Source organism: Maribacter spongiae (assembly GCF_047345125.1).
Classification (GTDB): Bacteria; Bacteroidota; Bacteroidia; order Flavobacteriales; family Flavobacteriaceae; genus Maribacter.
Window position 1 is genome coordinate 94,510 of record NZ_JBLFEQ010000006.1, and the last position, 24,524, is coordinate 119,033.

The window sequence follows — 24,524 nt, forward strand, 5'->3', positions numbered from 1 at the left end:
AATAACTCTATAAATAGGTTTTTATTTCCTGTAGGTGACCAATGATCGGGCAATGGTTATGAGGTGGTTCGTCATTCACCATAAAGTGTAACGTTTTCATCCCTAAAGCCTGGGCACCAAAAATATCGGCTTCCAGGTTATCTCCTATCATAATGGAATTTTCAGGGGATACCCGGGCTTTTTTCATGGCCAGTTCAAAAATAAAGGGATCTGGTTTTTTTACGCCCGCCATTTCGGAATCCACAACATGGTCAAAAAAAGAATGGATCTTGGCGTTTACAAGTTTCTTTTTCTGAACTTCCCGAAACCCGTTGGTAATAATATGGAGTTTATATTTTGGTCTCAAATAATTTAAAATCTCGATGGTATCCGGAAACAGGTGACCGAAAGAGGACAGGTGTGCAATATATTCTTCGGACAAACGATGTATAGTATCGTCGGAAATCTCATGGCCCAAAGTATCAAATACACTTCTTAACCGTTGATATCTCAACTCCGATTTTGTGATTTTTTCCTCACGGTACAGTTTCCAGAACTTAAAATTTATCGGCACATACACGTCTAAAAATTCGGATAACCCAACTTTAATAGAATGTTGGCTTAATATTTTTTCAAACGTCAATGCAGAATTTCTTTCAAAATCCCAAAGGGTATGATCCAAATCGAAAAAAACATCACTGACCAAATTTTTATACATGATAATCCCTTAGCATTGTTTTGTATATATCCAACCAGTCCAACGTTGTATCGCCACCTAATAATTCATTGGAAAATACGGTTATGAACGAGCCTTGCACTTTTTTGATATCATGGTATATGGCATCAAACTGCATTTTTACCTGATCCCTGTTCTTCATGTTCACAAGCGCATAATCGTGTAAGGTAAATGGATGGATCTTAATAGGTTGTTGGACCTCTAAAGGAATATCATATAAATAAAACGATGTACAGGTACCCGCTCTAAAACCAACTTCATGGGTGTAGCCCATCGTGAAGTCATCTGAAAATTCAGTGGTCAAAAGATTACGGTACGTATCGGGTACATCCACTCTATTATAGCGCATTCTGCAATTATGTACGGGCCTGTTTATTACATTCTCCAAATTATTCTTTTCCCTTTTCAGCATCTCTATATTATCAAAAGAACTGTAAGAGGCAGCCAGGGCCACCGTACTGTAATCGGCCACATATTTGATCAGGGACCTAAACCTATTGTTGTTTATGGATAGATTTTTATCATAGCGCGAATAATCTGCAAATTGGAAAAAAAAAGTGCTCTTTATTTTAAACTGCTTGTGAAAGGCTATCAATGTGGCAAAATTATCATAGGGGTCTTTTTTAATTTTCAGCCAAACCCCTATTCTTTCGGACACCCTCCTCAGTCTAAAAGTTCCTAAATCCCATAAAAGCCCGGATATTCCCCTTACCACGCCCCTATGGGCATAACAATGGGAAGTGGTCACATCTACTATGGACCGGTAATCATAAACCCTTCTTTTGTGTTCCAGGTCCGGGAACCGTTCCTTTAATACCGATAATAGTTTATAGGCCCAAATATCCACCACTGGGCGTTGAAGAAATTGGTTTTGATAGGCCAAACTGTCTTTTGGGGAGAATTTGCCATGTATATCCTTTACATGGGGCAAATACTCTTCATATCTACTTAAAAGAAAAAAACTTGCGGAAAAAACATCAAAAGGAATAGCACTACGTTCCCCACATGAAAAAAAGCAGGGTACCCCATCCCAATCCGCAACATTGATCTGCATATCATTAATGCCCTGTTCGAACAAAAGATCGTGGCTACGCACAAAAAATTCATTTTGCAACGGCTGCTTTGTAAAGGTTATTTTAGCATCCGAGTGCTTTATAAATTCCTCTACTTTTGTCGTAAAGCCAATTTCCATACCTAAAATCCTAGTGAAAATATGCTTCATGATATAACTGAAGCGAGGCGTGATCTTATGGGTATAGATTAGTAACATTTAAAGAATTTGGCCGTCCGCAAAACTAAAATAATCATGCTGGGTAATAATAAGATGGTCCAAGACTTTGATATCCAAGGCTTCTCCCGCTTTTTTAATTTTTTGTGTGATTTCCTTATCGGCATTGCTCGGCACCAACGTACCGGAAGGATGGTTATGGGCCAGTATCAAACCCACCGCACCAAGTTCCAGGGTCTGTTTCATAATTAGGCGAATATCTACCAAGGTACCGGTTATCCCACCTTTGCTCAACTGGGATTTATGCATTATTTTATTGGCATTATTGAGAAATAAGATCCAAAACTCTTCATGTTCCAAATCTCCCATGAGCGGGAACAAAAGTTCATATGCATCTCTACTGCTTCCTATTTTTTTGATTTTGGTTTCGCCCTCTCCCCTTCTCCGCCTTCCGATTTCCAGTGCAGCGGCAATGCTTACTGCTTTGGCCTCTCCAATACCTTTAAACTGCATCAATTGGTTTATGGACAATCTTCCCAACTCATTTAAATTATTGTCTACCGAGGCCAAAATCTTTTTGGAAAGTTCCACCGCACTTTCAGATTTGCTTCCAGAACCGATCAATATGGCGATCAACTCCGCATCGGACAGTACGGACCGCCCTTTCTGAACTAATTTCTCCCGGGGCCTATCATCGTCCGACCAGTGTTTTATAGAAAATGGTATGGGATTTTCTTGCATTGCCTAAAGATAATGAACTAATTATTCTATCGTAAATTTCTTCCCGATTATAAGTTCTACATCATGAAACTCTTTTTATCCAAACGAAAAATAGGTTTGTAAAACGGATTAAAAAAATTACGCTATACCATAAATCATTGTAGAAAAATTCATCAAAATTCCCATAATCAAGGACAAAAGGGCAATACGGACAAATAATAAACTACAATATATCAATCGTATAGCCTAGCCTTAACCTGATCCAGATCCAACCCGCCATAATTTCCGGAACTCATTAGCAAAATGGAAGTATCCTTATAATCTCCCTCCATAACAAAAGCGTGGAACGATGCTGCATCCGTAAAAATCTTCAGGTCATCCTTTTGAAAGGCTTCTGAAATTTGTGCGGGTGTAACCGCGGCCAGCTTTTTGATCGCTACGGATTCCGGTAAATAAAAAACAACCGCTACATCGGCGGCATCCAATGCTCCTTTGTATTCTCTTAAAAATTGCGGATCAAAACTACTGTAGGTGTGCAGCTCTAAACAGGCCAATAACTTGCGATCGGGGTATTGTTCTTTTACAGCTTTAGTGGTCGCCGCAACTTTACTGGGGGAATGGGCAAAATCCTTATAAAGGACGCTTGTAGCATTTTCGGCCAATTTTTCCATACGTTTGGAAGCACCTTTAAAAGTCGCAATGGCCTCATAAAAATCAGCTTCGTCCACGCCCATGTTCTGGCAAATCCATTTGGCGCCCGCAAGATTACTCAGATTATGCTTTCCAAATATCGCTATGGGCATGGGGCCTTCCGGGGTTTCCAATAAGGTCTGCCCGTTTTCAACAGTATATTCCGGGGTATTATAGGGAAACTTTCGTATGGTATTCTCCGATGCTTCAACAATTTCTTTCACCGTTTCATCATCTGCATTGTACGTAATGCTTCCTCCATTTACAATACGGTCCACAAAAATCCCGAACTGTGCCGTATAATCATCAAAAGTGGGAAACACGTTTATATGATCCCATGCGATACCGCTCAACAAGGCTATATTGGGTTTATACAAATGAAATTTAGGCCTGCGGTCTATAGGACTGGAAAGATATTCATCGCCCTCCAACACTATAAAATCATTCTCCTCCGTTAAGTGTACCATGCGATCAAAACCCTCCAGCTGGGCCCCTACCATATAATCCACATCTTTATTATGATAGTCCAATACATGTAAGATCATAGAGGTAATGGTCGTTTTTCCATGGCTTCCCCCGATTACTACCCGTGTTTTATCTTTGGATTGTTCGTATAAAAACTCGGGATAGGAATAAATGGTCAATCCTAATTCCTGGGCCTTTAACAATTCCGGATTATCGGCTTTGGCGTGCATACCCAGGACTATGGCATCCAGCCCTGCATGGATTTTTTCCGGAAACCACCCAAAACTTTCAGGTAACAGCTCCTTTTCGGCTAAACGGGACCTTGAAGGCTCAAAAACAACATCGTCACTACCCGTAATGGTATATCCCTTGTGTTCAAGGGCCAAGGCAAGATTGTGCATGGCGCTACCTCCAATAGCAATAAAATGAATCTGCATATAAAAAATTTAAGCTCCAAAGATAGGGATAGCGAATAGCAACACAAACCGCTTTAGGATTCTCAAGTTTATTTTTATCTTAGAAAAAAATAAGCGATGCACCTAAGATTATCGGATATCCCCTCAAAGGAAGTCATGCCCGGATACCATGGCAAACTTGTTCATTCGGAAAATATGACCTGGGTTTTTTGGGACGTTAAAGCGCGTGCCACAGTGCCTGAACATTCCCATAAACATGAACAGATAATGCATGTAGTGGAAGGTACTTTTGAATTTACGTTGGACGGTGAGACCAAAACGTATCATGCGGGTGATATTGTTATCATAGGTTCCTATATAAAGCATAGCGGAAAGGCTTTGACCCCTTGCAAACTTATGGATGTCTTTAGTCCCGCCAGGGAAGAATACCAATAACGGACAATCTAAAAAATGAAGATAGACCTGATCGGGAAGAAAGCTCTGGTAGGAGGCAGTAGTGCCGGTATCGGCAAAGCCATTGCCCAACAATTGGCAGAAAGCGGGGCAAGCGTTACGGTGATGTCCAGAAATGGGAACAAACTAAAAAAAATTGTTTCTAAATTACCCACGGACAAAGGACAGACACATCAGTATATCGTCGTTGATTTTACGGATTTCAATCAATATCAGGTCATAATTTCGGATTATTTTGAACGTAATACCGTTGATATTCTGATTAATAATACACAGGGGCCTCTGGCGGGCAATGCATTGGAAAAGAAAATAACCGATTACCAAAACGCTTTTGACCTGCTTTTTAAGACCGTGGTCTTTACCACGGAATTGGCCTTGAAAAAAATGACACAGAACAATTGGGGCCGAATCATTAATGCCGCTTCCGTTTCCGTAAAAGAACCTTTACCCTATCTGGCACTTTCCAACACGATCAGGGCAGCGGTCACCACTTGGGCAAAATCACTCGCCACGGATGTGGGCAGGAACGGGATTACCGTCAATAATATATTGACCGGTTATTTTGATACGGATCGTATAGGCCAACTCAATGCCAAAAAAGCCGAACAATTGGGTATCGAAAAGACCGAAGTCCTAAGGGAAATGGAGTCACGGGTGCCCGTAAGACGTATTGGTGACCCAAAGGAATATGGCTATCTGGTCACTTTTTTGGCCTCGGAAAAAGCGGCCTATATCACCGGAACCAATATTCCTATTGATGGAGGTCTGTTAAAAAGCCTGTAATCGCAGGTCATTTCTTTGATCAATACGAAGTCATTGGCATTCTTCCCTTCACGAAAATATTATTTCCCTAATCGGTATTTGGCATTGGTACGGCTTTTGCAAATCTTTGTTGCGTAAATTTAACGTAATGAAATTATTGATAGCTACATTCACCATAGTACTATTTTCACAGATAGTACCAGCCCAAGAACCGTCCAAATCATACGATACCCTTTGGGAGCAGGTTTTTAGCTTGGAAACCGAAGTGTTGACCAAATCCGCTTTGGAGGTTGTGAACACCATAAATACAAAAGCCAAAAAGGAAGGCAACGGTGGCCAAATTATTAAATCATTGCTGTTCACCTCAAAATATGCCCTGATCCTGGAGGAAGATGCCCAGTTAAAGGTCATAAACGACCTAAAACAAGAAATTAAAAAGGCCCAGTCCCCTGTCAGTAACATAATGGAAAGTTATTTGGGCAAACTGTACTGGCAGTATTTTCAACGAAACCGTTATCAATTCTATAACAGAACGGCAACTTCACAAAAGATAGACTCCATTGATTTCAGGACCTGGGACCTGACCATGCTCTTCAAGGAGATTTCCATCCATTTTGAAAAATCACTGGAAAATCCCGAACTGCTTCAAAAAACAGAGCTATCCAAATTTCAGGACATTATCGATCAACAAGAAGGTTCGGAAAATTATAGATCTACATTGTTCGATCTATTAGCGCACACCGCACTTGAATTTTATAAGACGGGTGAAAACAATATCGCCCGACCCACCGATAAATTTCAAATAGATGATCCTGAATTATTGTGCGAAGCCTATTCTTTTACGCAATTGAACATTCCAGAAACGGATGATAGCTCCTTACAGTTAAAGGCTTTAAAACTCTATCAGGATTTAATCGCTTTTCATTTTGGACATCCCAAACTGGATGCCTTGGTCGATGTGGATATAGAACGATTGTCCTACATCTATGATCACTCCGTATTTGATGATAGGGATCCGTACTATTTGGAAGCCTTACAAACCTCTGCCAAAAATTTAAAAAATCATGAAGTTTCTGCACTGTACAATGCTGAAATCGCCCAACTCTTCTATAAACAGGGCAATACATACATACCAAAAACCAATGAAACCTATAGATGGCGGTTAAAGGAAGCCATTGCCCTATGTAACCAAATGGAAGCTCTTTTTCCCAAAAGCCGTGGTACGGAAAAGTGTATCGCGTTAAAATCGAGAATACGTTCCAAAAACCTGAAACTTACCACGGAGCGTTATATTCCCGCAAACAAAATTTCCCGTTTATTGGTCAATTACAAGAACTACGATGAATTAAACTTAACGGCCTATAAAATCTCAAAAAAAGAATGGGAAACACTCAACGATCTTTATCCATCTTCAAAACAATTGGAGTTTATTAAAAAACTAAAAAAGGCAAAAAGTTGGACCGCACAATTACAAAACGAACAGGATTACCAATCCCATGGTCTGGAAATAAAAATGCCGGCATTGCCCAATGGCCAATTTCTCATTTTTGCCACGCCACATAAACAAACTACGGAAAAAGAAGATATGGTTTTTGCGTTCAGCAAGATACAGATCACCGATCTGGCCATACACGAATACCATGGTTCACAAGAAAAAATCTTTCAGGTCATAGATCGCAATAATGGCGGCCCTAAAAAAGGGGCCAAAGTCACCCTATATTACAAACGAACACATAACGGACCGTTATTGAGTAAAAATCTAATCACGGATTACAAAGGCCTGGTTACGGTTCTCTATACAAAATCCGGTTTTTCCGTCCAATATGTAAAAGTGGAACATGGCGGTGATGTAGCTCATTTTGGAGGCACTTACATCAATAGAAAGCAAAAACCACAAAAAGAAAGTATACGGTACCAGACCTTTTTGTTCAAGGACCGGAGTATCTACAGGCCAGGGCAACCACTATATTTTAAGGGAATAATCATTGAAAAAGATGGGAACAGTTCACAACTGGCGGCGGACGAAACCATTACCGTTGGACTGTACGATGCAAACGGCCAAATGGTTACTGAAATCGATTTTAAAACCAATGATTACGGTTCTTTTTCGGGGGAATTTATTTTACCCCCTTCCGGACTGACCGGAGAATATTATTTAGAGATCCATGGCCTTTCGGGGATAATAGATGACACGTTCTATTTTTCCGTAGAGGAATACAAACGCCCCAAATTTGAAACCGCTTTTAATCCCATAACAGATACTTTTAAAGTCAATGACAGCGTAACCCTAAAAGGCCGCGCCAAAGCCTTTGCCGGTAGTGTTGTTTCGGGCGCCAAAGTAACGTATAGGATTCAACGTAATGTGAACTATCCGCAATGGCATTATTGGGGCCGTCCTCGTTTTTATGCGGAACCCCAGGAAATTGGACATGGCGAAACAATTACCGATGCTGATGGAAATTTTGAAATTACCTTTAAAGCCCTACCAGATCTCACCTCAAAAAAAGAGGATTTGCCCCTATTCAATTACACCGTTACGGCAGACGTTACGGACATTAACGGAGAGACACAAAGCGCATCTACAATAGTAACGGTGGGTTATCATGCGGTAACGGCAACCATTGAAATTGATTCCCGATTGGAAAAAAACAGTAGGGGCCATAAAATTATGGTGAACACCCATAACCTGAACGGACAACCCGTTCCAGCAAAGGGAACCGTCAAAATATACAAGTTAAAGGGGCCAAATGCCGTATTGCGCCCAAGGCCATGGCCCGCACCCGATTATCAAAATTGGACCAAAACGGCATTTGAGGAACTCTTTCCCCATGATGCCTTTGCCACGGAACATGATCCTACCACTTGGGCAAAAGGGGAACTGGTCTTAAAAACGGATTTTGATACTAAAAAAAGCAATGAAATCCCCTTGAAAAATATCAAAAAATGGATTTCGGGCCAGTATATCCTGGAGTTGGAAAGCAAAGACCGGTTTGGGCGAAAAGTAACCGCAAAAGCACAAACCATTTTATTTAGCGATAAGGAAAAGGAATTGGTAGATCATCGATTGTTTGAAGTAAAAACCGACAGACCAACATACACCATAGGCGATACAGCGGAAATATCCTTTTATACCGGGTCGGAAAATTTGACTTTGACCTATTGGATAGAAAAAGACCGAAGAATCGTTAAAACAGATTTGCTCTATCTTAAAAAAGGGTATAAATCCATTAAAATCCCTGTTTTGGATACGGATGAAGGGGGTTTTGTAGTCAACTATAGTTTTTCGGCCTATAATTCTTACCACTCCGGCAGCGTTACCATTCCGGTACCCTATCCGGATACCGACCTGGAAATTGAAACGGTTACTTTTAGGGATAAAGTACGCCCTGGAACAGATGAGACCTGGAGTTTTAAGATAAAAGGGCCAAAGGGCGGAAAAGTTTCAGCGGAACTTTTGGCCAATATGTACGATGCTTCCCTAGATCAGTTCAAAGCGCATAATTGGTATTTCAATCCCATTCAAAAGCCATATTATTATCCTATTTCCAAAGCAAATGCCAATTTAAGTTTTGGAACAATAAACTTTAGGAATTACAATCCAAATGGATCATACCTAACCGTTCCCAATATCAATTATGATCAATTTGAATGGTTTGGCCTAAGTTTTAACAACTCCCGTTATGCCCAACAAAGGTATTTAAGAAAACAACGGTCCAAACTACGAAACACTTCGTATTGGGACACTACGGTAAAGGAAGGTTTTGTAAAAGGAACCGTATATGATGCCAATGGGCAACCCTTAGTTGGTGCCACCATACTCATAACAGGAGCTACTATAGGCGTGCAGACCGATTTTGATGGTAACTTTTTGATCAAGGCCAAAGCAGGGGACAAATTGACCTTTTCCTATATTGGATTCGTTTCCATTTCCCAAATAATTGGAAAACACAATGTATTGAACATTCATTTACGGGAAGATTCCAGCACCTTGGACGAAGTTGTCATTGTAGGCTACGGAACTTCAAAACGAGAAGAAATAGTGGGAGCAATACCCATAATGGCAGAAGAATCACTTGAGATGGAAGCGGACCGGGTACCGCAAGGGAAAATAGCCGGAGTACATAGTGCTCCCGTACCAGTAGAGAACAAAGCAAAAATGGATTTTGACAATGCCCAGATTCGTAAAGACTTGCAGGAAACGGCTTTTTTCTTTCCGCATTTGACCACGGATAAAGAGGGGAACGTAAGCTTCAATTTTACGACCCCGGAGGCCCTGACCCGTTGGAACCTTCAGTTATTGGCGCACACCAAAGATTTAGACCAAGGTGCCCGAACACTTTCCGCGGTCACACAAAAAGAATTGATGGTATTGCCAAATCCCCCTCGTTTTTTAAGAGAAGGGGATACCATCACTATCAGCGGTAAAATTTCCAACTTGTCCAATAAAGGTTTGGAGGGTTTTGGCCTGTTGGAATTAACGGATGCACTTACGGGACAAACCATGGATACGATACTCGGCAACATCCCAAAAACACAGGCCTTTACTGTTGATGCAAAAGGGAATACACAGCTTTCCTGGAAGATAAACATCCCGGAAGGCCTACAGGCAGTGGAATACAAAATAATGGCCAAAGCGGGAAACTTTAGCGACGGGGAACAAAATGTATTGCCCGTACTGACCAATCGAATGCTGGTAACGGAAACCTTGCCCATGTGGGTAAACAGTGATCGGACAAAGACCTTTACACTAGATCAGCTAAAGGACAATACTTCCACAACGTTGAAGAACCATAAGCTCACTTTGGAAATAACGTCCAACCCGGTCTGGTACGCGGTACAGGCACTCCCCTATTTAATGGAATACCCTTATGAATGCAATGAACAGATTTTTGCCAGGTATTATGCCAATAACCTGGCTTCCTTTATTGCCAGCACCAACTCGGGGATCAAGAAGGTTTTTGATCAATGGCGAAATTCCGATGCTTTGTTGAGCAATTTGGAAAAAAATCAGGAATTGAAATCGTTGATCATACAAGAAACCCCATGGTTACGTGATGCAAGATCGGAAACCGAGCGGAAAAAACGAATCGCACTATTGTTCGATTTGAACAAAATGAGGAACGAGCAGGGTATTGCACTAAGAAAATTGGAAAACGGCCAATTATCCTCGGGAGCATGGCCCTGGTTCCAGGGCGGTACGGGAAACAGGTATATCACCCAACATATTATGACGGGCCTAGGGCATTTGGCACAACTGACCTCCACGACCTTTGATATTCAAAAAAAGGATACTGGGCAGTTTAACGAACAAATGATCAAAAAAGCGATACGTTATTTGGACGGGGAATTTGTGTCGGAATACGAACGAATGAAAAAACGCACGGACAATCTTTCAAAAGACCGTCTGAGCGTTACCCAAATCCACTACCTGTATATGCGCAGTTTTTTTACGCACATCAAAACCCCTAAAAAGGTGGACGAAATAAAAGGCTATTACTTGGGGCAGGCAAGACGCTATTGGGCCAAAAGAAATTTGTATTGCAAGGGAATGTTAGCACTTGTATTGCACAGAACAAAAGACGAAAAAACAGTAAAAAAGATAATTCGTTCACTTAAAGAAAACAGTATCATCTCCGAAGAATTGGGTATGTATTGGAAAGAGAACATAGCTTCCTGGGGATGGTATAAGGCACCTATTGAGACACAAGCGTTATTGATCGAGGCTTTTTCCGAAATTGACGGAGATACCGCCATCATAGATAATCTCAAAATTTGGTTGTTAAAAAACAAGCAGACCAACCGATGGAAAACAACAAAAGCGACTACCGAGGCCGTCTATGCCCTATTATTACAGGGAAGCGATTGGCTTTCTATAACCGATACCCTTACCGTTCATATCGGTGGAGAAAAAATCGAACCCTCAAATCCCGATAACCACCACGGGAAAAATACAAAAATAGAAGCGGGAACCGGTTATTTTAAAACCACTTGGAACGCTATGGAAATTAAATCTGAAATGGCCGAAGTGCAGCTTTCCAAAAAAGGAAATGGTATGGCCTGGGGAGCCCTATATTGGCAGTATTTTGAGGATCTGGATAAAATTACCCCTGCCGAAACACCTCTTCGGCTCAAAAAGAAACTCTTCCTTAAGAAAAACACGGATACCGGCGAAATTATTTCGGAAATAACCCCAGATACCCAATTAAAAGTAGGGGACCTGATCCGTGTTCGGATAACACTGAAAACAGATCGGGATATGGAATTTATCCATATGAAAGATATGCGTGCGGCCGGTTTTGAGCCCATAAATGTACTTTCGCGGTACAAATGGCAGGACGGTCTGGGCTACTACGAAAGCACCAAGGATGCCAGTACCAATTTCTTTTTTGACCACTTACCAAAAGGCGTCTATGTTTTTGAGTATGGCCTAAAAGTGAACAATGCGGGCAACTTTAGCAACGGGATCACTACCGTACAAAGTATGTACGCTCCGGAATTCAGTAGCCATAGTGAAGGAACAAGGGTAAAAATACAATAGCGGCCGTTATACCGGCATACCATTAATACGCCGGGCAACTTGTTGAAAAACTACTTTTACTCATCAAAAACAAGGTTATACTAAATATCGGTTTCAAATCCCCTGACCATAGTATAGTTTGGAGGTATAATCCAAAAACCAAAATATTATGGGAAAGGCATTTAGTATATCCGTACAAAAACCATGTTCCGAAAAATACGAAGACTTTGGCAAAACCGAAAAAGGAGGGTTCTGCACAACATGTCAAAAAGAGGTAATTGACTTTAGTATCATGTCGGAAATGGAAATAATTAATTATTTTAGTAATAACAATGGGGAGCTATGTGGTCGTTTTAGAATGGCACAACTAAAAACCTATCGGTCAAACAAAATGAGAACAAATAACAATCTTCTGTTGAGAGGTATAGGGATAATGAGTTTTTCACTATTGTCCTTATGTGCAGTTTCCAATACGCTGGCACAAGAAAAAGTTCGTTTAAATACCTCCGTAAAAACCGAAACAAGCACCGATAAAAGCGAAGAATCGACCCATTTACAGCTAGTGGACAAATATACCGTTAAAGGCACCGTACTGGATGAGGAAAATTTACCCTTGGCCGGGGTCAACGTTGTGCTAAAGGGAACCCGTGTAGGTACGCAAACCGATTTTGACGGAAAATTTGAATTTCCGAAATCCCTGGAGGCAAATGATGTTTTGGTCTTTAGTTATTTGGGCTATGAAACCAAAAAGTACAAGGTAGCTAAAAGCGAATCCGAAGTCTTGGACATCACGATCATTTTTGATGCTGTTGACGTTGAGTTAATGGGAGAAGTAGTGGTTGGCGGTGTTCATAGGACAAAACGCAATATCTTTCAAAAATTCATTGCCCTGTTTAAATAATGAAACGGGTTTTATGGCTATTGCTATCCGTACATGCGCTATCCTTTGGGCAGCGATCTGATTTTGGCCACATCAGTTTTAAAAAAGCGGATAGCATTGCTTTATCCTATAAAGGGGAAAGCCTTAAAAACCTGCCTGTACTTACCCATAAATTAACGGTTAACCTATCTACCGGTGTTGAAAAATTCAGGGCTATTTATACATGGGTCTGCACAAATATCGAAAATGATTACGATGCTTATCTAAAGACCAAGAAGAAGCGTAAAAAACTAGCTGAAAACAGGGAAGCATTTTTACAATGGAACAATGGTTTTACGCCCAAAGTATTTAAAAAATTACGGAGCCAACGCAAAACGGCCTGTACGGGCTATGCTTATTTAATCCGTGAGATGGCTAATTTAGCCAATATCAATTGCAAAATTATAGATGGGTTCGGTCGCACGGCAACGTTAAGTTTAAATACCGGTAGTCTTCCGAACCATTCTTGGAATACCGTAAAACTCAATGGCAAATGGTATTTATGCGATGCCACATGGTCTGCGGGAAGCGTTATTTTTGAGAAAGATGGCCCCGTATTTAAAAGTGAATATTTTGACGGTTACTTTTTAGGGGAACCCGCTTTATTCGTAAAAAATCATTATCCATTGAAAAAAGAATGGATATTGTTGCCAGAACCCCCTACTTTTAATCAGTTTTTAGAGGGGCCAATAATTTACAAAGAAGCATTTTGTTCTAATATCATCCCCATGGCACCGATCCAAATGAGATTTGAAACGGTGCGAAATGTACCCATCCCGTTTAAATTTAACGTACCCGACACTTCCTCCGCCAAAAATATACATCTGCTTTTGAACAATGGCAGTTCCGATAAAACGGTGCGACCTGAAGTTACGCGTCATCAGGAAGAATATATTTTTCAACATAGCTTTGATAAAGCAGGGTTGTACGATCTTCACATTTTGGTTAACGATACTATAATTGCCACTTATGTAGTGCGAGTGAAGCGGAAGCGAAAGTAAACCATTATAGATTTGAAATCCATAGTTCTAATAAAAGAGTGAAATTCCTTTAAGCATGGTCCGCCATTCAGAATGTGGCACGAAGAGGGATCCTATTGTGATCAAAATTTCTCGTCACTCGTTCCTCACTCTGTCGAAATGAAGAGATATCCTTTAAAATTTATGGAAACTAAAACAACTGCAATGGATTCCCGTAGTTATCGGGAACAGGGTTTTAACCTTTGACCAGGTAATAAACCTATCAGAATTTTTGCTCAAAAAACATCTTTGGATTTTCCGATTCTTAAAACCGAACTACAGACTCATCTTATCCTTAAAGAGATAGGACTGTCTTCTAGATACTTCAATTTCATTACCGTTTTTCATCGTCAATTTTAATTTCCCATTAAACCAGGGTATGACATTATGAATGAAATTGGTATTGATAATCTGTTGGCGATTCGCTCTAAAAAAACATTCTTCGGGCAATTTTCCCTCTATTTGGTTCAATGATCTATAGAGCATCGGGCTTTCATCTTGAAAAAAGACACGGGTGTAATTGCCCACTATTTCAAAATGTGAAATATCGCCTATCTTGACCAACCAACATTTTTCACCATCCTTGATGAATATCTGACTACTGTCCGTTAAACGCTCCCTGGCATTGGAAGGGACCTCGTTTTTATCGTTCAATTTACCCTCGACCTTTTCCATTGCCCGGGCAAATCGTTTTTCATTAATGGGTTTTAAAAGATAATCCAGGGCATTGTATTCAAAGGATTTTAGGGCATACTCATCAAATGCCGTGGTGAAAATGGTAATGGGCACCTCATCCAACATTTCCAACAATTCGAAACCGTCTTTTTCGGGCATATTAATGTCTAAAAACAACAAATCCGGATGATTTTCCTGAATTAATCGATATCCATTATCAACATTTTCGGCCTCTCCGATAAGTTCGATCCGGGCATGTCCCTTTATAAGTTCCTTCAGCTCGTTACGGGCCAATCTCGAATCTTCTACAATAATCGCTTTAATCGTACTCATAAAGGAATATTTATGTGTGCCACCACCTCCTCATCTACTTCTTTTAAGGAAAAGGAAGCTTTCCCCCCATACAGAAGCCTTAGCCGTTGCCTTATGTTTTTGAGTCCCAATTGGGTGGAATCATGAATCATGGCCAACTTACCGGTATTTATGACTTTTATGGATAAAACCGTATTGTTTTTAGTTACGATCAGTTTTATGGTCCCCCCGGACTTTAAGTTGGAAATACCATGCTTAGTGGCATTTTCCACTAATAGTTGAATAATCATAGGCGGAATTTGAATACCCAGTACTTCTTGATCGATCTCTTGAACATACCACAACCTATCTTCAAACTGTATTCTGGACAGGGCTATATAATTATCCACCATTTCCAGTTCTTCTTCCAGGGCAATAGCATTTACATTGTTCTTGGTAAGGGAATACCGTAACATTTCTGAAAGTTTGGTCAGCATATCCCTAGACCTTTCAACATCTTCTAACATCAACCCTCGAATATTGTTCAGGCTATTGAACATAAAATGGGGGTTGATCTGCCCTTTTAAAGTATTCAACTGTGCCTGTTTTAAGGTTGTATTCAATTGGGAACGTTCAAACCTATCCGTATTTAACTTGAATACAATTTTAACGGACATATAAAAAATAGTCCACCCCACAATTAAAAATAAGGCATTGAGTATGGTCAATCCTATTCCAAAATCCTCATAAAATTCTGGCGTTTCAATATGATGCTTCCCCAAATGGTCTTTCAGATAATCCGTTAAAAAATTAAGAACACTATACAGCAGTGAAGTGATCAATACCGAAAGTCCTATTTTCAATAGTTCCCTTCTATTAAAATTATCCAAAGAAATATTTCGCTTTAAATAAAGACGCAATAATGAAGTTGAAAAAATTCCTATCAAAAATCCGGCGAGCAAAGCATACTTATAAAATTCACTTTGCCTGTATTCACTACTTGGAGCCATTAAATAACTATAATACACCAATGCGCCCCAACCGGATAACTGTACTGTCCAAAAAGCAATATCCCATCTATAGGTCCTTAGGAAAGATGCCATGCCGTATTTCTAATTTTTTCAAATATAAGTAAACTAATGGGGTAGCCCGGGTATTTAAGCTACCACCAAAAGTAAACTTAAGATCAAGGAAAAAAGTAATTTTACTAAAGCTATCATGACATTATAATTAATTGATTGTAAGATTGATGAATAAACCCGTTTATGCTTCGTAAGTTTCTTTCCTTTCAATGCTATTTTATTTCTGTCAAAATACTGTTCCTATATAGGTCGGTCCGATGTATAATAGGAAAAGTAATCCAATAACGGTTAAAGAGCCCATGACCGGTAATCTTGTTTTGTTGATCGTTTTCATGTATGGTTTTTATTGAACTCGTTTACCGTAAAATAACCCGATATAAAAATACATGGAGAACGGTCTTCGTCATAACAAATTATGACGAACGGTAGAATGATCTGCCCGAACGGGGAATTTGCTTAATTCAAGTAAATTATGATAGTCCATTCATTATATCACATAAAAGTAATATTCTGCAGAAGCCCTGGGAATAAGATTTTTGTATATTTTGAAAGCGTTTTTAGGGAATGGAAAAAGTCAGGATGAGTTCACAAAAGGAAATCACTTTTTTCGTTGTTTGGGAGGGTACTTATCAAAAATCTTGATTATCAATTCTTGCATTTTTTGTTCCTTAAGAGCCGGTGGGTTATTTTCTTTATATCCACTTACACTCACCGCCTGCCAAATCAACATATCCTTTGTTGCATCTACCAGGTCCAATCGTAATTCTCTTTTTATGTTCGGGGCACCTACGGGCAAACCAACGGATACCCCACCGCCAACGCTACGGCCACCACCTCCAAGACCTACGGCAACAGTATTATTGGGCCGTGACCGATAAATAGTACTTTTTATATCGATCAATATGTCCGGTTCTTCGGAAAACAATAACCCTTTGGACCGTAAGGTGATGTCCATGGCCTTTAACAGCCTTTTTTCTTCTAATTCGTTCAGACCGGTTGCCATATCATCAAAATAATTATAAGTGGTATAGCTGGAAAAATCCGTCTTATGGTCAAAATCATAATTTACCCGGACAGACCCGCAGGAAATAAATAACAAGAGCAGGAAGATTGAAGCTAAATATTTCATATACCGCACTTTATATAAATGTAAAGAAAAAATGGCTGGTTTTGAACCTAATATTCAAATATTCGATTAGGCGTTAAGCATGGTCCAGAGTTTATCCTTCAATTCCGTAATGCCCATTTGTGCTACGGATGAAATGAACATATATTCAACGCCCTGTATATCCTTATCTAATTCGGTTCGCATCTCGGCCATCAATTCCCCGTCCAACATATCGCTTTTAGAAATAACGACGAAGCGTTCCTTATGCAAGAGCTCGGGGTTATACCTGCGAAGTTCGTCCAATAAAATTTTATATTCCTTGCCAATATCCTTACTGTCCGCAGGGATTAAGAACAACAAAGTAGCGTTTCTTTCTATATGCCTTAAAAAATAATGTCCCAAACCTTTCCCTTCCGCAGCACCTTCGATAATCCCGGGAATATCGGCCATCACAAAACTTTGAAAATCACGATATTCCACGATTCCTAAATTGGGTTTTAACGTGGTGAACTCATAATCCGCAATTTTGGGCCTAGCAGAAGTAATTACGGATAGCAAGGTAGATTTTCCGGCATTTGGAAACCCCACCAAGCCAACATCGGCCAATATCTTTAACTCCAGGGTCACCCGAATTTCCCGTCCGGGAATACCGGGTTGGGCATATCTGGGGGTTTGGTTGGTGGCCGATTTAAAATGCCAATTGCCACGACCTCCCATACCGCCTTCTATCAAAATCTTCTCCTCGCCCGGTTCCGTAATCTCAAAAAGGATCTCATTGGTTTCCGTATCCCGAACGACCGTTCCAAGGGGCACATCCATAAAGACATCTTCCCCGTCCGCACCGGTACTCCTACTTTTCGCGCCATGCCCCCCGTGGCCCGCCCTAAAATGCTTTTTGAATTTGTAATTGACCAAGGTCCACAGGTTTTGGTTTCCACGTACGATAACGTGACCGCCACGACCACCATCGCCCCCGTCCGGACCTCCTTTGGTAATGTATTTTTCCCGATGTAAATGCACGGAACCTTTGCCCCCGTTACCCGATTCGGCAAATACCTTAACATAATCCACAAAATTACCTTCGGTCATAGATTGTTTTTACTGAAGTTATCTTTATCGATAATTAATCAAAAATCCAAAAAAGGCCATCCGCCATCTTTATTATGCCATAACCGAACTTCGCAATTAAAATGTTCTCCTATTTATACTGAACAGGAAACCGAAGAAACGCTTTAAAATTGCTCGATCACTTTAGTCAATCTTTCCGTGATTTCGGCAATACTTCCAATGCCGTTTACACTATGGAATTTATGCTGTTCTTCATAATATTCCTTTAACGGCGCGGTTTTGGTATTGTATTCGTCAAAACGATTTCGGATTTTATCCACGTCCTGATCATCCGTACGGCCACTGATCTTTCCCCTTTCCAACAAACGTGCTATCAACACCTCGTCATTGGCCTCCAAAGCTATGGTGGCATTCACGTTCATGTCCTTGGATTCCAAAAAATTGTCCAGGGCCTCCGCCTGTGCCGCCGTTCTTGGAAAACCATCAAATATAAAACCGTCAGCATCGGGGTTTTTATCCACTTCGCTCTCCAACATTTTAATGGTTACTTCATCCGGTACCAAATCGCCCTTATCAATATAGGACTTGGCCAAGGTTCCTAATTCGGTACCGTTTTTAATATTGTATCGGAAAACATCTCCTGTAGAAATGTGCTTTAAATTGTACTTATCCTTTAAAAATTCTGCCTGTGTGCCTTTTCCTGCCCCAGGTTTTCCAAAAAGTACAAGGTTGATCATATGCTTTTGGTTTAGTTGGTATATTTCTTTTAAGTTTCTTCCTAATTCCTTATAATCCAGTCCATACCCGACAATAAATCGATCCGGTATTTCCAAGCCAAAATAATCAATGGTATACTCCCCATTATATATCTCGGATTTATAAAAAAGACTGGCAATCTTGAATTCCTTTACATTGGTATTCGTAAATAGATGTACCAATTCCTGCAAAGTTCTCCCGGTATCTATAATATCTTCCAAAATAATAACACTGCGCCCTTCAATATTTTCGGGTAGGTCCAATAAGGTTTCCACAATTCCGGTAGAGGTAAGCCCTTGATAAGAGCTCAATTTCACAAAAGAGACTTCACAAGGATGGGGGTATGCCTTTAAAAAATCCGATACGAACATGAACGAACCATTGAGTACCCCTACAAAAATGGGCGTCTCATCGGCATAGTCGGCCGCAATCCTATCGGCAATACCCTTCACGGCCTGCTGAATTTCCTTTTCGCTTAGAAAAGGCTTAAAAAATTTGTCATGCAGCTGTATCAATTTCAAATTATTAATAAGGTTGGCAAAGATAGCATTTTGCCCTGTGTTTTTTGAATTTAAAGGGATAGGATTCTCATATTTAGATGTATTTTTGTCGTAAATCAGGTCGATTTAATTCTAGAACATATCCCGGACCTTATGAATTATTTTTCTTCGGATTTTAAGCTTGGTATTTTAGGTGGTGGGCAATTGGGCAAAATGATGCTATACGAAACCCGAAAATGGGATATCGCCACCAAGGTTCTGGATGCTTCCATCGAAGCGCCTTGCAGAATAGCCTGCAATGAGTTTGTTCAGGGGAGTCTCCTAGATTATGAAACGGTCTACGGTTTTGGAAAAGACGTAGATGTGCTTACCATTGAAATTGAAAATGTTAACCTTGATGCCCTGGAGCAATTGGAAAAAGAGGGCGTTAAAGTATATCCGCAATCGAAACCGTTACGCATTATCCAAAATAAGGCCAAACAAAAACTGTTCTATGTGGACAATAATATTCCTACGGCGGGCTTTCAACGCTTTGCTTATTTGAGCGAAATCAAGGACAGTATTGCCAATGGCGGGCTTAGTTTCCCATTTGTATGGAAAGTTGCACAGTTTGGATATGACGGACAGGGGGTAAAAATAGTCCGCAAATTGGAAGATTTGGACGGACTGCCTTCCGGTGAATGCATTACCGAAATCATGGTTCCCTTTAAAAACGAACTGGCGGTAATCGTAGCCCGAAACTCCAGTGGAAACCTAGCCACATATCCTGTTGTGGAAATGGAATTTCATCCGGAAGCCAATCAGGTAGAATATGTGGTCTGTCCTGCCAGAATAGACAGTAAAGTAGCTGAGAAAGCAAAAAATCTGGCCCTAAAAGTAGCCCAAAAGATTGAATTGACCGGGCTTCTGGCCGTGGAGATGTTCCAAACGGAAGACGATGAGATCCTAGTGAACGAAGTGGCTCCCAGACCCCATAATAGTGGACATTACAGTATAGAAGCGAGCTATACGAACCAATTTGAACAGCACTTGCGTGCCATTTTAAATTTGCCATTGGGGCGGACCGAAAGCAAATTGGCCGGAATCATGGTAAATTTAACGGGTGCGGAAGGCCATACCGGCGATGTAGTCTATGAAAACATGGAACAAATTCTTGACATGAACGGTGTAACCCCTCATATCTATGGCAAAAAGCAGACCCGCCCTTTTCGAAAAATGGGACATGTGACCATAGTGGACAAAGATATTGCCAAAGCAAGGATAGTGGCACAACAAGTCAAGGAAACGATTAACGTAATCAGCAAATAAATCACAAAGACCGAATACCAAAGAAATATGGAATTTGGAATTTATAATTTGGAATTTTATGAGTAAAGTAGCCGTTGTCATGGGAAGCACCAGTGACCTCCCCGTTATGCAGGACGCCATCGATATCTTAAAAGGATTTGATATTACCGTGGATGTGGATATTGTTTCCGCACACCGGACTCCTGAAAAATTGTTCGATTTCAGCAAAAATGCCCATACCAACGGCTATTCCGTAATTATAGCCGGTGCGGGCGGGGCCGCCCATCTTCCCGGAATGGTGGCATCCATGTCTCCCCTTCCCGTAATCGGGGTTCCGGTAAAGAGTAGTAACTCCATAGATGGTTGGGATTCCGTACTCTCCATTCTTCAAATGCCTGGCGGTGTTCCCGTAGCTACAGTAGCCCTAAATGGTGCAAAAAATGCAGGTATTTTAGCCGCACAGATTATCGGTAGTTCGGACAAGTGTGTTTTGGACAAAATTATCCTATATAAAGAAGGCCTAAAGCAAAAAGTAATCGAAGGGGCAAAATCAGTAAACGGCGAACAATAAGCAATGAACAGTGAACAGTGAACAGTGAACAATAAACAGTTGGCAATTGGCAGTTGGCAGTTGGCAGTTGGCAGTTGGCAGTTGGCAGTTGGCAAATTGATTTTTTTCTTCCCATAAATCCATAATCCCATAAACTTTTTATGAATCCATTATTGACCCCATTCGATACCGCACCTTTTTCCCAAATAAAAAACGAACACTTTAAACCTGCCTTTTTGCGGGCAATGGAAGATGCCCGAACCGAAATCGATGCCATAACAAAAAATACGGAAACACCGACCTTTGAGAATACCGTAGAGGCCTTGGAATTTTCAGGCCGACAATTGGACAGGATCTCGAGTGTTTTTTTCAACCTGAACTCGGCCGAAACCAATGAAGAAATTCAAAAAATAGCCCAGGAAATTTCCCCGCTATTATCGGAATTCAGCAATGATATTACCTTGAACGAAGAACTTTTTGGGCGGATCAGATCGGTTTATGAGCAAAAAGGGAAATTGAGGCTATCCGCAGAACAACGGACACTATTGGATAAAAAATACAAAAGCTTTAGCCGAAACGGTGCAAACCTCCCCGAGGAAAAGAAGAAAAGACTCCGTGAAATTGATGCCGAATTGTCTGGATTAAAGCTAAAATTCGGGGAAAACGTATTGGCAGAAACCAATAAATATCAATTGCACCTGACCGATGAATCCAATCTAGAGGGGTTACCGGAAGGAGCCAAGGAAGCCGCCGCCCTATTGGCAAAGACCAGAGAACAGAAAGAAGGATGGACAATCACTTTGGATTACCCCAGTTATATCCCCTTTATGAAGTATGCCAAGAACAGGGAATTACGCAAAGAACTTTCCATGGCTTTTGGCTCCAAAGGTTTTCATTCCGATGTACTTGACAATCAAGAAAATGTATTGCGTATTGCCCAACTGCGCCATGAAAGGGCAAATCTTTTGGGATATAAGACCCATGCGCATTATGTATTGGAGGAACGCATGGCTGAAACACCGGAAAAAGTATATTCTTTTTTAAACGAACTTTTGGAAAAAGCCAAACCGGCCGCTGAGCGGGAGTTTGCCCAATTGCAGGATTTCGCAAAAGAATTGGACAATATAGACCGGTTGGAAAAATGGGACAGTGCCTATTATTCGGAAAAACTGAAACAAAAATTATTCAGTTTGGACGACGAGCAATTAAAACCTTATTTTAAACTGGAGCATGTTATAGCCGGTGTTTTTAAAATAGCGGAAAAATTATTTGGACTACAGTTTGAGGAAGTAACGGATATTGAAAAATATCATGAAGAGGTAAAGACCTATCAGGTATATGACAGCGAGAAAAACTTTATCTCTATTTTTTATGCCGATTTTCACCCTCGTGCCGGAAAACGGGGAGGTGCATGGATGACTTCCTTTAAATCACAATATAAAAAGAACGGTAAAAATATACGCCCCCATATCTCCAACGTTTGCAACTTTACCCCTTCAACAACGGCCAAACCTTCTTTATTGACCTTTAATGAAGTAACTACCCTGTTTCATGAATTTGGTCACGGACTACATGGTATGTTGGCCAATACAGTTTACCCAAGTCTATCGGGTACATCCGTTTATTGGGACTTTGTAGAATTGCCAAGCCAGATTATGGAAAATTGGTGTTATGAAAAAGAAGCCCTGGAACTTTTTGCCAAACATTATGAAACGGGAGAAATTATCCCCATGGAATTGATTCAAAAAATAAAGGAGTCCGCCACCTTTCAAGAAGGCATGCAGACCTTACGGCAGTTAAGTTTTGGATTATTGGACATGGCATGGCACGGTATTGACCCATCCCATATTACCAACGTGAAATCACATGAAACCAGTGCTTTTGAAAATACGATGCTTTATCCCGAAACTCCTGAGACCTGTATGAGTACGGCTTTTTCCCATATTTTTCAGGGAGGTTATTCTTCTGGATATTACAGTTACAAATGGGCCGAAGTTTTGGATGCGGATGCCTTTGCCCATTTTAAGGAAAAAGGAATTTTCAATGCGGCCGTAGCCGATAAATTCAAAAAACATGTTCTTTCAAAAGGCGGTACAGAAAATCCAATGGTACTATATAAACGCTTTAGGGGTGCCGAACCAAAAGTTGAAGCGTTATTGGAACGGGCAGGGTTATTAGCAACCGAATAATTTGGAAATATCCAGTAAACTATCTTAAATAGCTGTTTAAACTTTAAACCAAAACTCCCGTTATGTTCTGGCATGGACTCATAACATGATCAATTATGACTTACTTAATGGCATCATAACCACCTTCCAGATCGATTACCTTGAATCCTAGGGATATTAATTTTTTCTGTGCTTCAGCACTTCTCCCTCCTTTTTTACAGTAAACATAAATAATCTTGTCCTTGTCCAATGTATTGCATTGCCGGGCAAAATTGGTATCGAACCAATTGATATTGATGGCATTATCCAAATGCCCCTGTTCAAACTCTTCTGGAGTACGTACATCTATCACTATCCCATTATTGATATCTTTTTGTGAAAACTCTGTGATATGTTTTGAAGTACTTTGGGCATAGCCTGCATTAAATAACAATAAAAATATTGGAAAAAATAAGAATCTCATGAATCTCTTTTATTAAAAGCAAATAATATGTCAGCACTAAAATACCAAGAACAAAATGAAAATATAAGGGTAATTAAATCAAATTCAATTACTTTTGAAAACTACCAAAAGAATATGACCATAAATCAACTACAACCGGACAATTGGGTGGATAACTATGCAGATTATCTTTTTAATTATGCCATTGGACGGGTCAGCGATGCTGAAATAGCAAAGGATCTGGTTCAGGAAACGTTCTTTGCAGGACTCAAATCGGCCAAAAACTATAAAGGTGATGCCGCAGAGCGAACATGGTTAATCGCCATTTTGAAAAGAAAGGTAATAGATTATTACCGAAAAATAAATTCCAAAAAAGGAAAGGCCGAAGTTCGGATGAATTATAGTTCCAATAGTGATATTGAAGGGGATTGGCTAGAAGAACAAGTGGCGGACCCTTTTAGCAACTATGAAAATAGCACGATAGAAAATGAAGAATTGGGGTTGGCCATACAGGAATGTATCGCCAAATTACCTAAAAAACAATCCACGGTCTTTACTATGAAGACCATTCAAGGAATAAGTACGGAAGATATTTGTAATGAGTTAGGAATTAATCCGTCCAACCTATGGGTAATGATCCATCGGGCCAGAACGGCCTTGATGGGATGCCTTAATGAAAATTGGTATTAGTAT

At 40.4% G+C, this 24,524-nt stretch carries 19 protein-coding genes; 9 read left to right on the forward strand and 10 right to left on the reverse strand.

Going from position 1 to position 24,524, the window contains the following annotated elements; translation table 11 throughout:
• Window positions 1-7: 7 nt before the first annotated feature.
• The 4 genes from ACKWB9_RS09965 to ACKWB9_RS09980 form a co-directional block, all read right to left on the reverse strand.
• Window positions 8-697: a YjjG family noncanonical pyrimidine nucleotidase gene (locus tag ACKWB9_RS09965; RefSeq protein ID WP_414002866.1), complete on the reverse strand. Its 690-nt coding sequence runs from the start codon at window positions 695-697 to the stop codon at window positions 8-10.
• Window positions 690-1,985, reverse strand: coding sequence for a polysaccharide deacetylase family protein (locus tag ACKWB9_RS09970; protein ID WP_414002867.1), 1,296 nt, complete (start codon window positions 1,983-1,985; stop codon window positions 690-692). Before ACKWB9_RS09970 ends, ACKWB9_RS09965 begins: the two co-directional genes overlap by 8 nt.
• The gene (radC, locus tag ACKWB9_RS09975; protein WP_414002868.1) at window positions 1,986-2,684 is read right to left on the reverse strand and encodes a RadC family protein; all 699 of its coding nucleotides are present in this window, start codon (window positions 2,682-2,684) and stop codon (window positions 1,986-1,988) included.
• Between the two features lie 212 nt (window positions 2,685-2,896).
• Window positions 2,897-4,255 carry a UDP-N-acetylmuramate--L-alanine ligase gene (locus ACKWB9_RS09980; RefSeq protein WP_414002869.1) on the reverse strand — a complete coding sequence of 453 codons (1,359 nt, stop codon included), beginning with the start codon at window positions 4,253-4,255 and terminating at the stop codon, window positions 2,897-2,899.
• A 96-nt stretch (window positions 4,256-4,351) separates the two neighbouring features.
• Here ACKWB9_RS09980 and ACKWB9_RS09985 point away from each other — a divergent pair, with 96 nt between their 5' ends.
• The 5 genes from ACKWB9_RS09985 (at window position 4,352) to ACKWB9_RS10005 (ending at window position 13,886) form a co-directional block, all read left to right on the forward strand.
• Window positions 4,352-4,669, forward strand: a complete 318-nt coding sequence (locus tag ACKWB9_RS09985) for a cupin domain-containing protein (RefSeq protein ID WP_414002870.1) — start codon at window positions 4,352-4,354, stop codon at window positions 4,667-4,669.
• 15 nt (window positions 4,670-4,684) lie between these two features.
• Window positions 4,685-5,470, forward strand: a complete 786-nt coding sequence (locus tag ACKWB9_RS09990; protein ID WP_414002871.1) for an SDR family oxidoreductase — start codon at window positions 4,685-4,687, stop codon at window positions 5,468-5,470.
• 127 nt (window positions 5,471-5,597) lie between these two features.
• Window positions 5,598-11,987, forward strand: a complete 6,390-nt coding sequence (locus tag ACKWB9_RS09995; protein ID WP_414002872.1) for an alpha-2-macroglobulin family protein — start codon at window positions 5,598-5,600, stop codon at window positions 11,985-11,987.
• A 148-nt stretch (window positions 11,988-12,135) separates the two neighbouring features.
• Window positions 12,136-12,867 carry a carboxypeptidase-like regulatory domain-containing protein gene (locus ACKWB9_RS10000; RefSeq protein ID WP_414002873.1) on the forward strand — a complete coding sequence of 244 codons (732 nt, stop codon included), beginning with the start codon at window positions 12,136-12,138 and terminating at the stop codon, window positions 12,865-12,867.
• Complete coding sequence (locus tag ACKWB9_RS10005) at window positions 12,867-13,886, forward strand: transglutaminase domain-containing protein (RefSeq protein ID WP_414002874.1); 1,020 nt, start codon at window positions 12,867-12,869, stop codon at window positions 13,884-13,886. Before ACKWB9_RS10000 ends, ACKWB9_RS10005 begins: the two co-directional genes overlap by 1 nt.
• Before the next feature lie 294 nt (window positions 13,887-14,180).
• Here ACKWB9_RS10005 and ACKWB9_RS10010 read toward each other — a convergent pair whose 3' ends face one another.
• The 5 genes from ACKWB9_RS10010 to ACKWB9_RS10030 form a co-directional block, all read right to left on the reverse strand.
• The gene (locus tag ACKWB9_RS10010; RefSeq protein WP_414002875.1) at window positions 14,181-14,912 is read right to left on the reverse strand and encodes a LytR/AlgR family response regulator transcription factor; all 732 of its coding nucleotides are present in this window, start codon (window positions 14,910-14,912) and stop codon (window positions 14,181-14,183) included.
• The gene (locus tag ACKWB9_RS10015; protein ID WP_414002876.1) at window positions 14,909-15,973 is read right to left on the reverse strand and encodes a sensor histidine kinase; all 1,065 of its coding nucleotides are present in this window, start codon (window positions 15,971-15,973) and stop codon (window positions 14,909-14,911) included. The genes ACKWB9_RS10010 and ACKWB9_RS10015 overlap by 4 nt, the downstream gene beginning before the upstream one ends.
• A gap of 577 nt (window positions 15,974-16,550) precedes the next feature.
• The gene (locus tag ACKWB9_RS10020) at window positions 16,551-17,081 is read right to left on the reverse strand and encodes a DUF4136 domain-containing protein (protein ID WP_414002877.1); all 531 of its coding nucleotides are present in this window, start codon (window positions 17,079-17,081) and stop codon (window positions 16,551-16,553) included.
• Window positions 17,082-17,147: 66 nt separating this feature from the next.
• Window positions 17,148-18,149, reverse strand: coding sequence for a GTPase ObgE (gene obgE, locus ACKWB9_RS10025; RefSeq protein WP_414002878.1), 1,002 nt, complete (start codon window positions 18,147-18,149; stop codon window positions 17,148-17,150).
• A 143-nt stretch (window positions 18,150-18,292) separates the two neighbouring features.
• Window positions 18,293-19,399, reverse strand: a complete 1,107-nt coding sequence (locus ACKWB9_RS10030) for an adenylate kinase (RefSeq protein ID WP_414002879.1) — start codon at window positions 19,397-19,399, stop codon at window positions 18,293-18,295.
• A gap of 138 nt (window positions 19,400-19,537) precedes the next feature.
• On the opposite strand from ACKWB9_RS10030, the gene ACKWB9_RS10035 reads away from it, so the two are divergent.
• From ACKWB9_RS10035 to ACKWB9_RS10045, 3 genes are all read left to right on the forward strand, one after another.
• Window positions 19,538-20,692, forward strand: a complete 1,155-nt coding sequence (locus tag ACKWB9_RS10035; RefSeq protein WP_414002880.1) for a 5-(carboxyamino)imidazole ribonucleotide synthase — start codon at window positions 19,538-19,540, stop codon at window positions 20,690-20,692.
• A gap of 58 nt (window positions 20,693-20,750) precedes the next feature.
• Window positions 20,751-21,242 (forward strand): 5-(carboxyamino)imidazole ribonucleotide mutase, encoded by a 492-nt coding sequence (gene purE, locus ACKWB9_RS10040; RefSeq protein ID WP_414002881.1) that lies wholly within the window; start codon window positions 20,751-20,753, stop codon window positions 21,240-21,242.
• 140 nt (window positions 21,243-21,382) lie between these two features.
• Window positions 21,383-23,410, forward strand: a complete 2,028-nt coding sequence (locus tag ACKWB9_RS10045) for a M3 family metallopeptidase (protein WP_414002882.1) — start codon at window positions 21,383-21,385, stop codon at window positions 23,408-23,410.
• A 100-nt stretch (window positions 23,411-23,510) separates the two neighbouring features.
• Here the strand turns inward: ACKWB9_RS10045 and ACKWB9_RS10050 are convergent, their stop codons facing one another.
• On the reverse strand, window positions 23,511-23,852 hold the full coding sequence (locus tag ACKWB9_RS10050; RefSeq protein ID WP_414002883.1) for a rhodanese-like domain-containing protein: 342 nt from the start codon (window positions 23,850-23,852) through the stop codon (window positions 23,511-23,513).
• A 114-nt stretch (window positions 23,853-23,966) separates the two neighbouring features.
• On the opposite strand from ACKWB9_RS10050, the gene ACKWB9_RS10055 reads away from it, so the two are divergent.
• The gene (locus tag ACKWB9_RS10055; RefSeq protein ID WP_414003016.1) at window positions 23,967-24,521 is read left to right on the forward strand and encodes a sigma-70 family RNA polymerase sigma factor; all 555 of its coding nucleotides are present in this window, start codon (window positions 23,967-23,969) and stop codon (window positions 24,519-24,521) included.
• The last annotated feature ends 3 nt before the right edge of the window (window positions 24,522-24,524 follow it).

What these genes read in the sequence shown, in the direction of transcription:
- ACKWB9_RS09965 (WP_414002866.1), bottom strand. Translation starts at nt 697, where the DNA reads ATGTATAAAAATTTGGTCAGTGATGTTTTTTTCGATTTGGATCATACC.
- ACKWB9_RS09995 (WP_414002872.1), top strand. Translation starts at nt 5,598, where the DNA reads ATGAAATTATTGATAGCTACATTCACCATAGTACTATTTTCACAGATA.
- ACKWB9_RS10050 (WP_414002883.1), bottom strand. Translation starts at nt 23,852, where the DNA reads ATGAGATTCTTATTTTTTCCAATATTTTTATTGTTATTTAATGCAGGC.
- purE (WP_414002881.1), top strand. Translation starts at nt 20,751, where the DNA reads ATGAGTAAAGTAGCCGTTGTCATGGGAAGCACCAGTGACCTCCCCGTT.
- ACKWB9_RS10015 (WP_414002876.1), bottom strand. Translation starts at nt 15,973, where the DNA reads ATGGCATCTTTCCTAAGGACCTATAGATGGGATATTGCTTTTTGGACA.
- ACKWB9_RS10020 (WP_414002877.1), bottom strand. Translation starts at nt 17,081, where the DNA reads ATGAAATATTTAGCTTCAATCTTCCTGCTCTTGTTATTTATTTCCTGC.
- ACKWB9_RS09990 (WP_414002871.1), top strand. Translation starts at nt 4,685, where the DNA reads ATGAAGATAGACCTGATCGGGAAGAAAGCTCTGGTAGGAGGCAGTAGT.
- ACKWB9_RS09970 (WP_414002867.1), bottom strand. Translation starts at nt 1,985, where the DNA reads ATGTTACTAATCTATACCCATAAGATCACGCCTCGCTTCAGTTATATC.
- ACKWB9_RS10045 (WP_414002882.1), top strand. Translation starts at nt 21,383, where the DNA reads ATGAATCCATTATTGACCCCATTCGATACCGCACCTTTTTCCCAAATA.
- ACKWB9_RS10005 (WP_414002874.1), top strand. Translation starts at nt 12,867, where the DNA reads ATGAAACGGGTTTTATGGCTATTGCTATCCGTACATGCGCTATCCTTT.
- ACKWB9_RS09985 (WP_414002870.1), top strand. Translation starts at nt 4,352, where the DNA reads ATGCACCTAAGATTATCGGATATCCCCTCAAAGGAAGTCATGCCCGGA.
- ACKWB9_RS10035 (WP_414002880.1), top strand. Translation starts at nt 19,538, where the DNA reads ATGAATTATTTTTCTTCGGATTTTAAGCTTGGTATTTTAGGTGGTGGG.
- ACKWB9_RS10010 (WP_414002875.1), bottom strand. Translation starts at nt 14,912, where the DNA reads ATGAGTACGATTAAAGCGATTATTGTAGAAGATTCGAGATTGGCCCGT.
- obgE (WP_414002878.1), bottom strand. Translation starts at nt 18,149, where the DNA reads ATGACCGAAGGTAATTTTGTGGATTATGTTAAGGTATTTGCCGAATCG.
- ACKWB9_RS09980 (WP_414002869.1), bottom strand. Translation starts at nt 4,255, where the DNA reads ATGCAGATTCATTTTATTGCTATTGGAGGTAGCGCCATGCACAATCTT.
- ACKWB9_RS10000 (WP_414002873.1), top strand. Translation starts at nt 12,136, where the DNA reads ATGGGAAAGGCATTTAGTATATCCGTACAAAAACCATGTTCCGAAAAA.
- ACKWB9_RS10055 (WP_414003016.1), top strand. Translation starts at nt 23,967, where the DNA reads ATGACCATAAATCAACTACAACCGGACAATTGGGTGGATAACTATGCA.
- radC (WP_414002868.1), bottom strand. Translation starts at nt 2,684, where the DNA reads ATGCAAGAAAATCCCATACCATTTTCTATAAAACACTGGTCGGACGAT.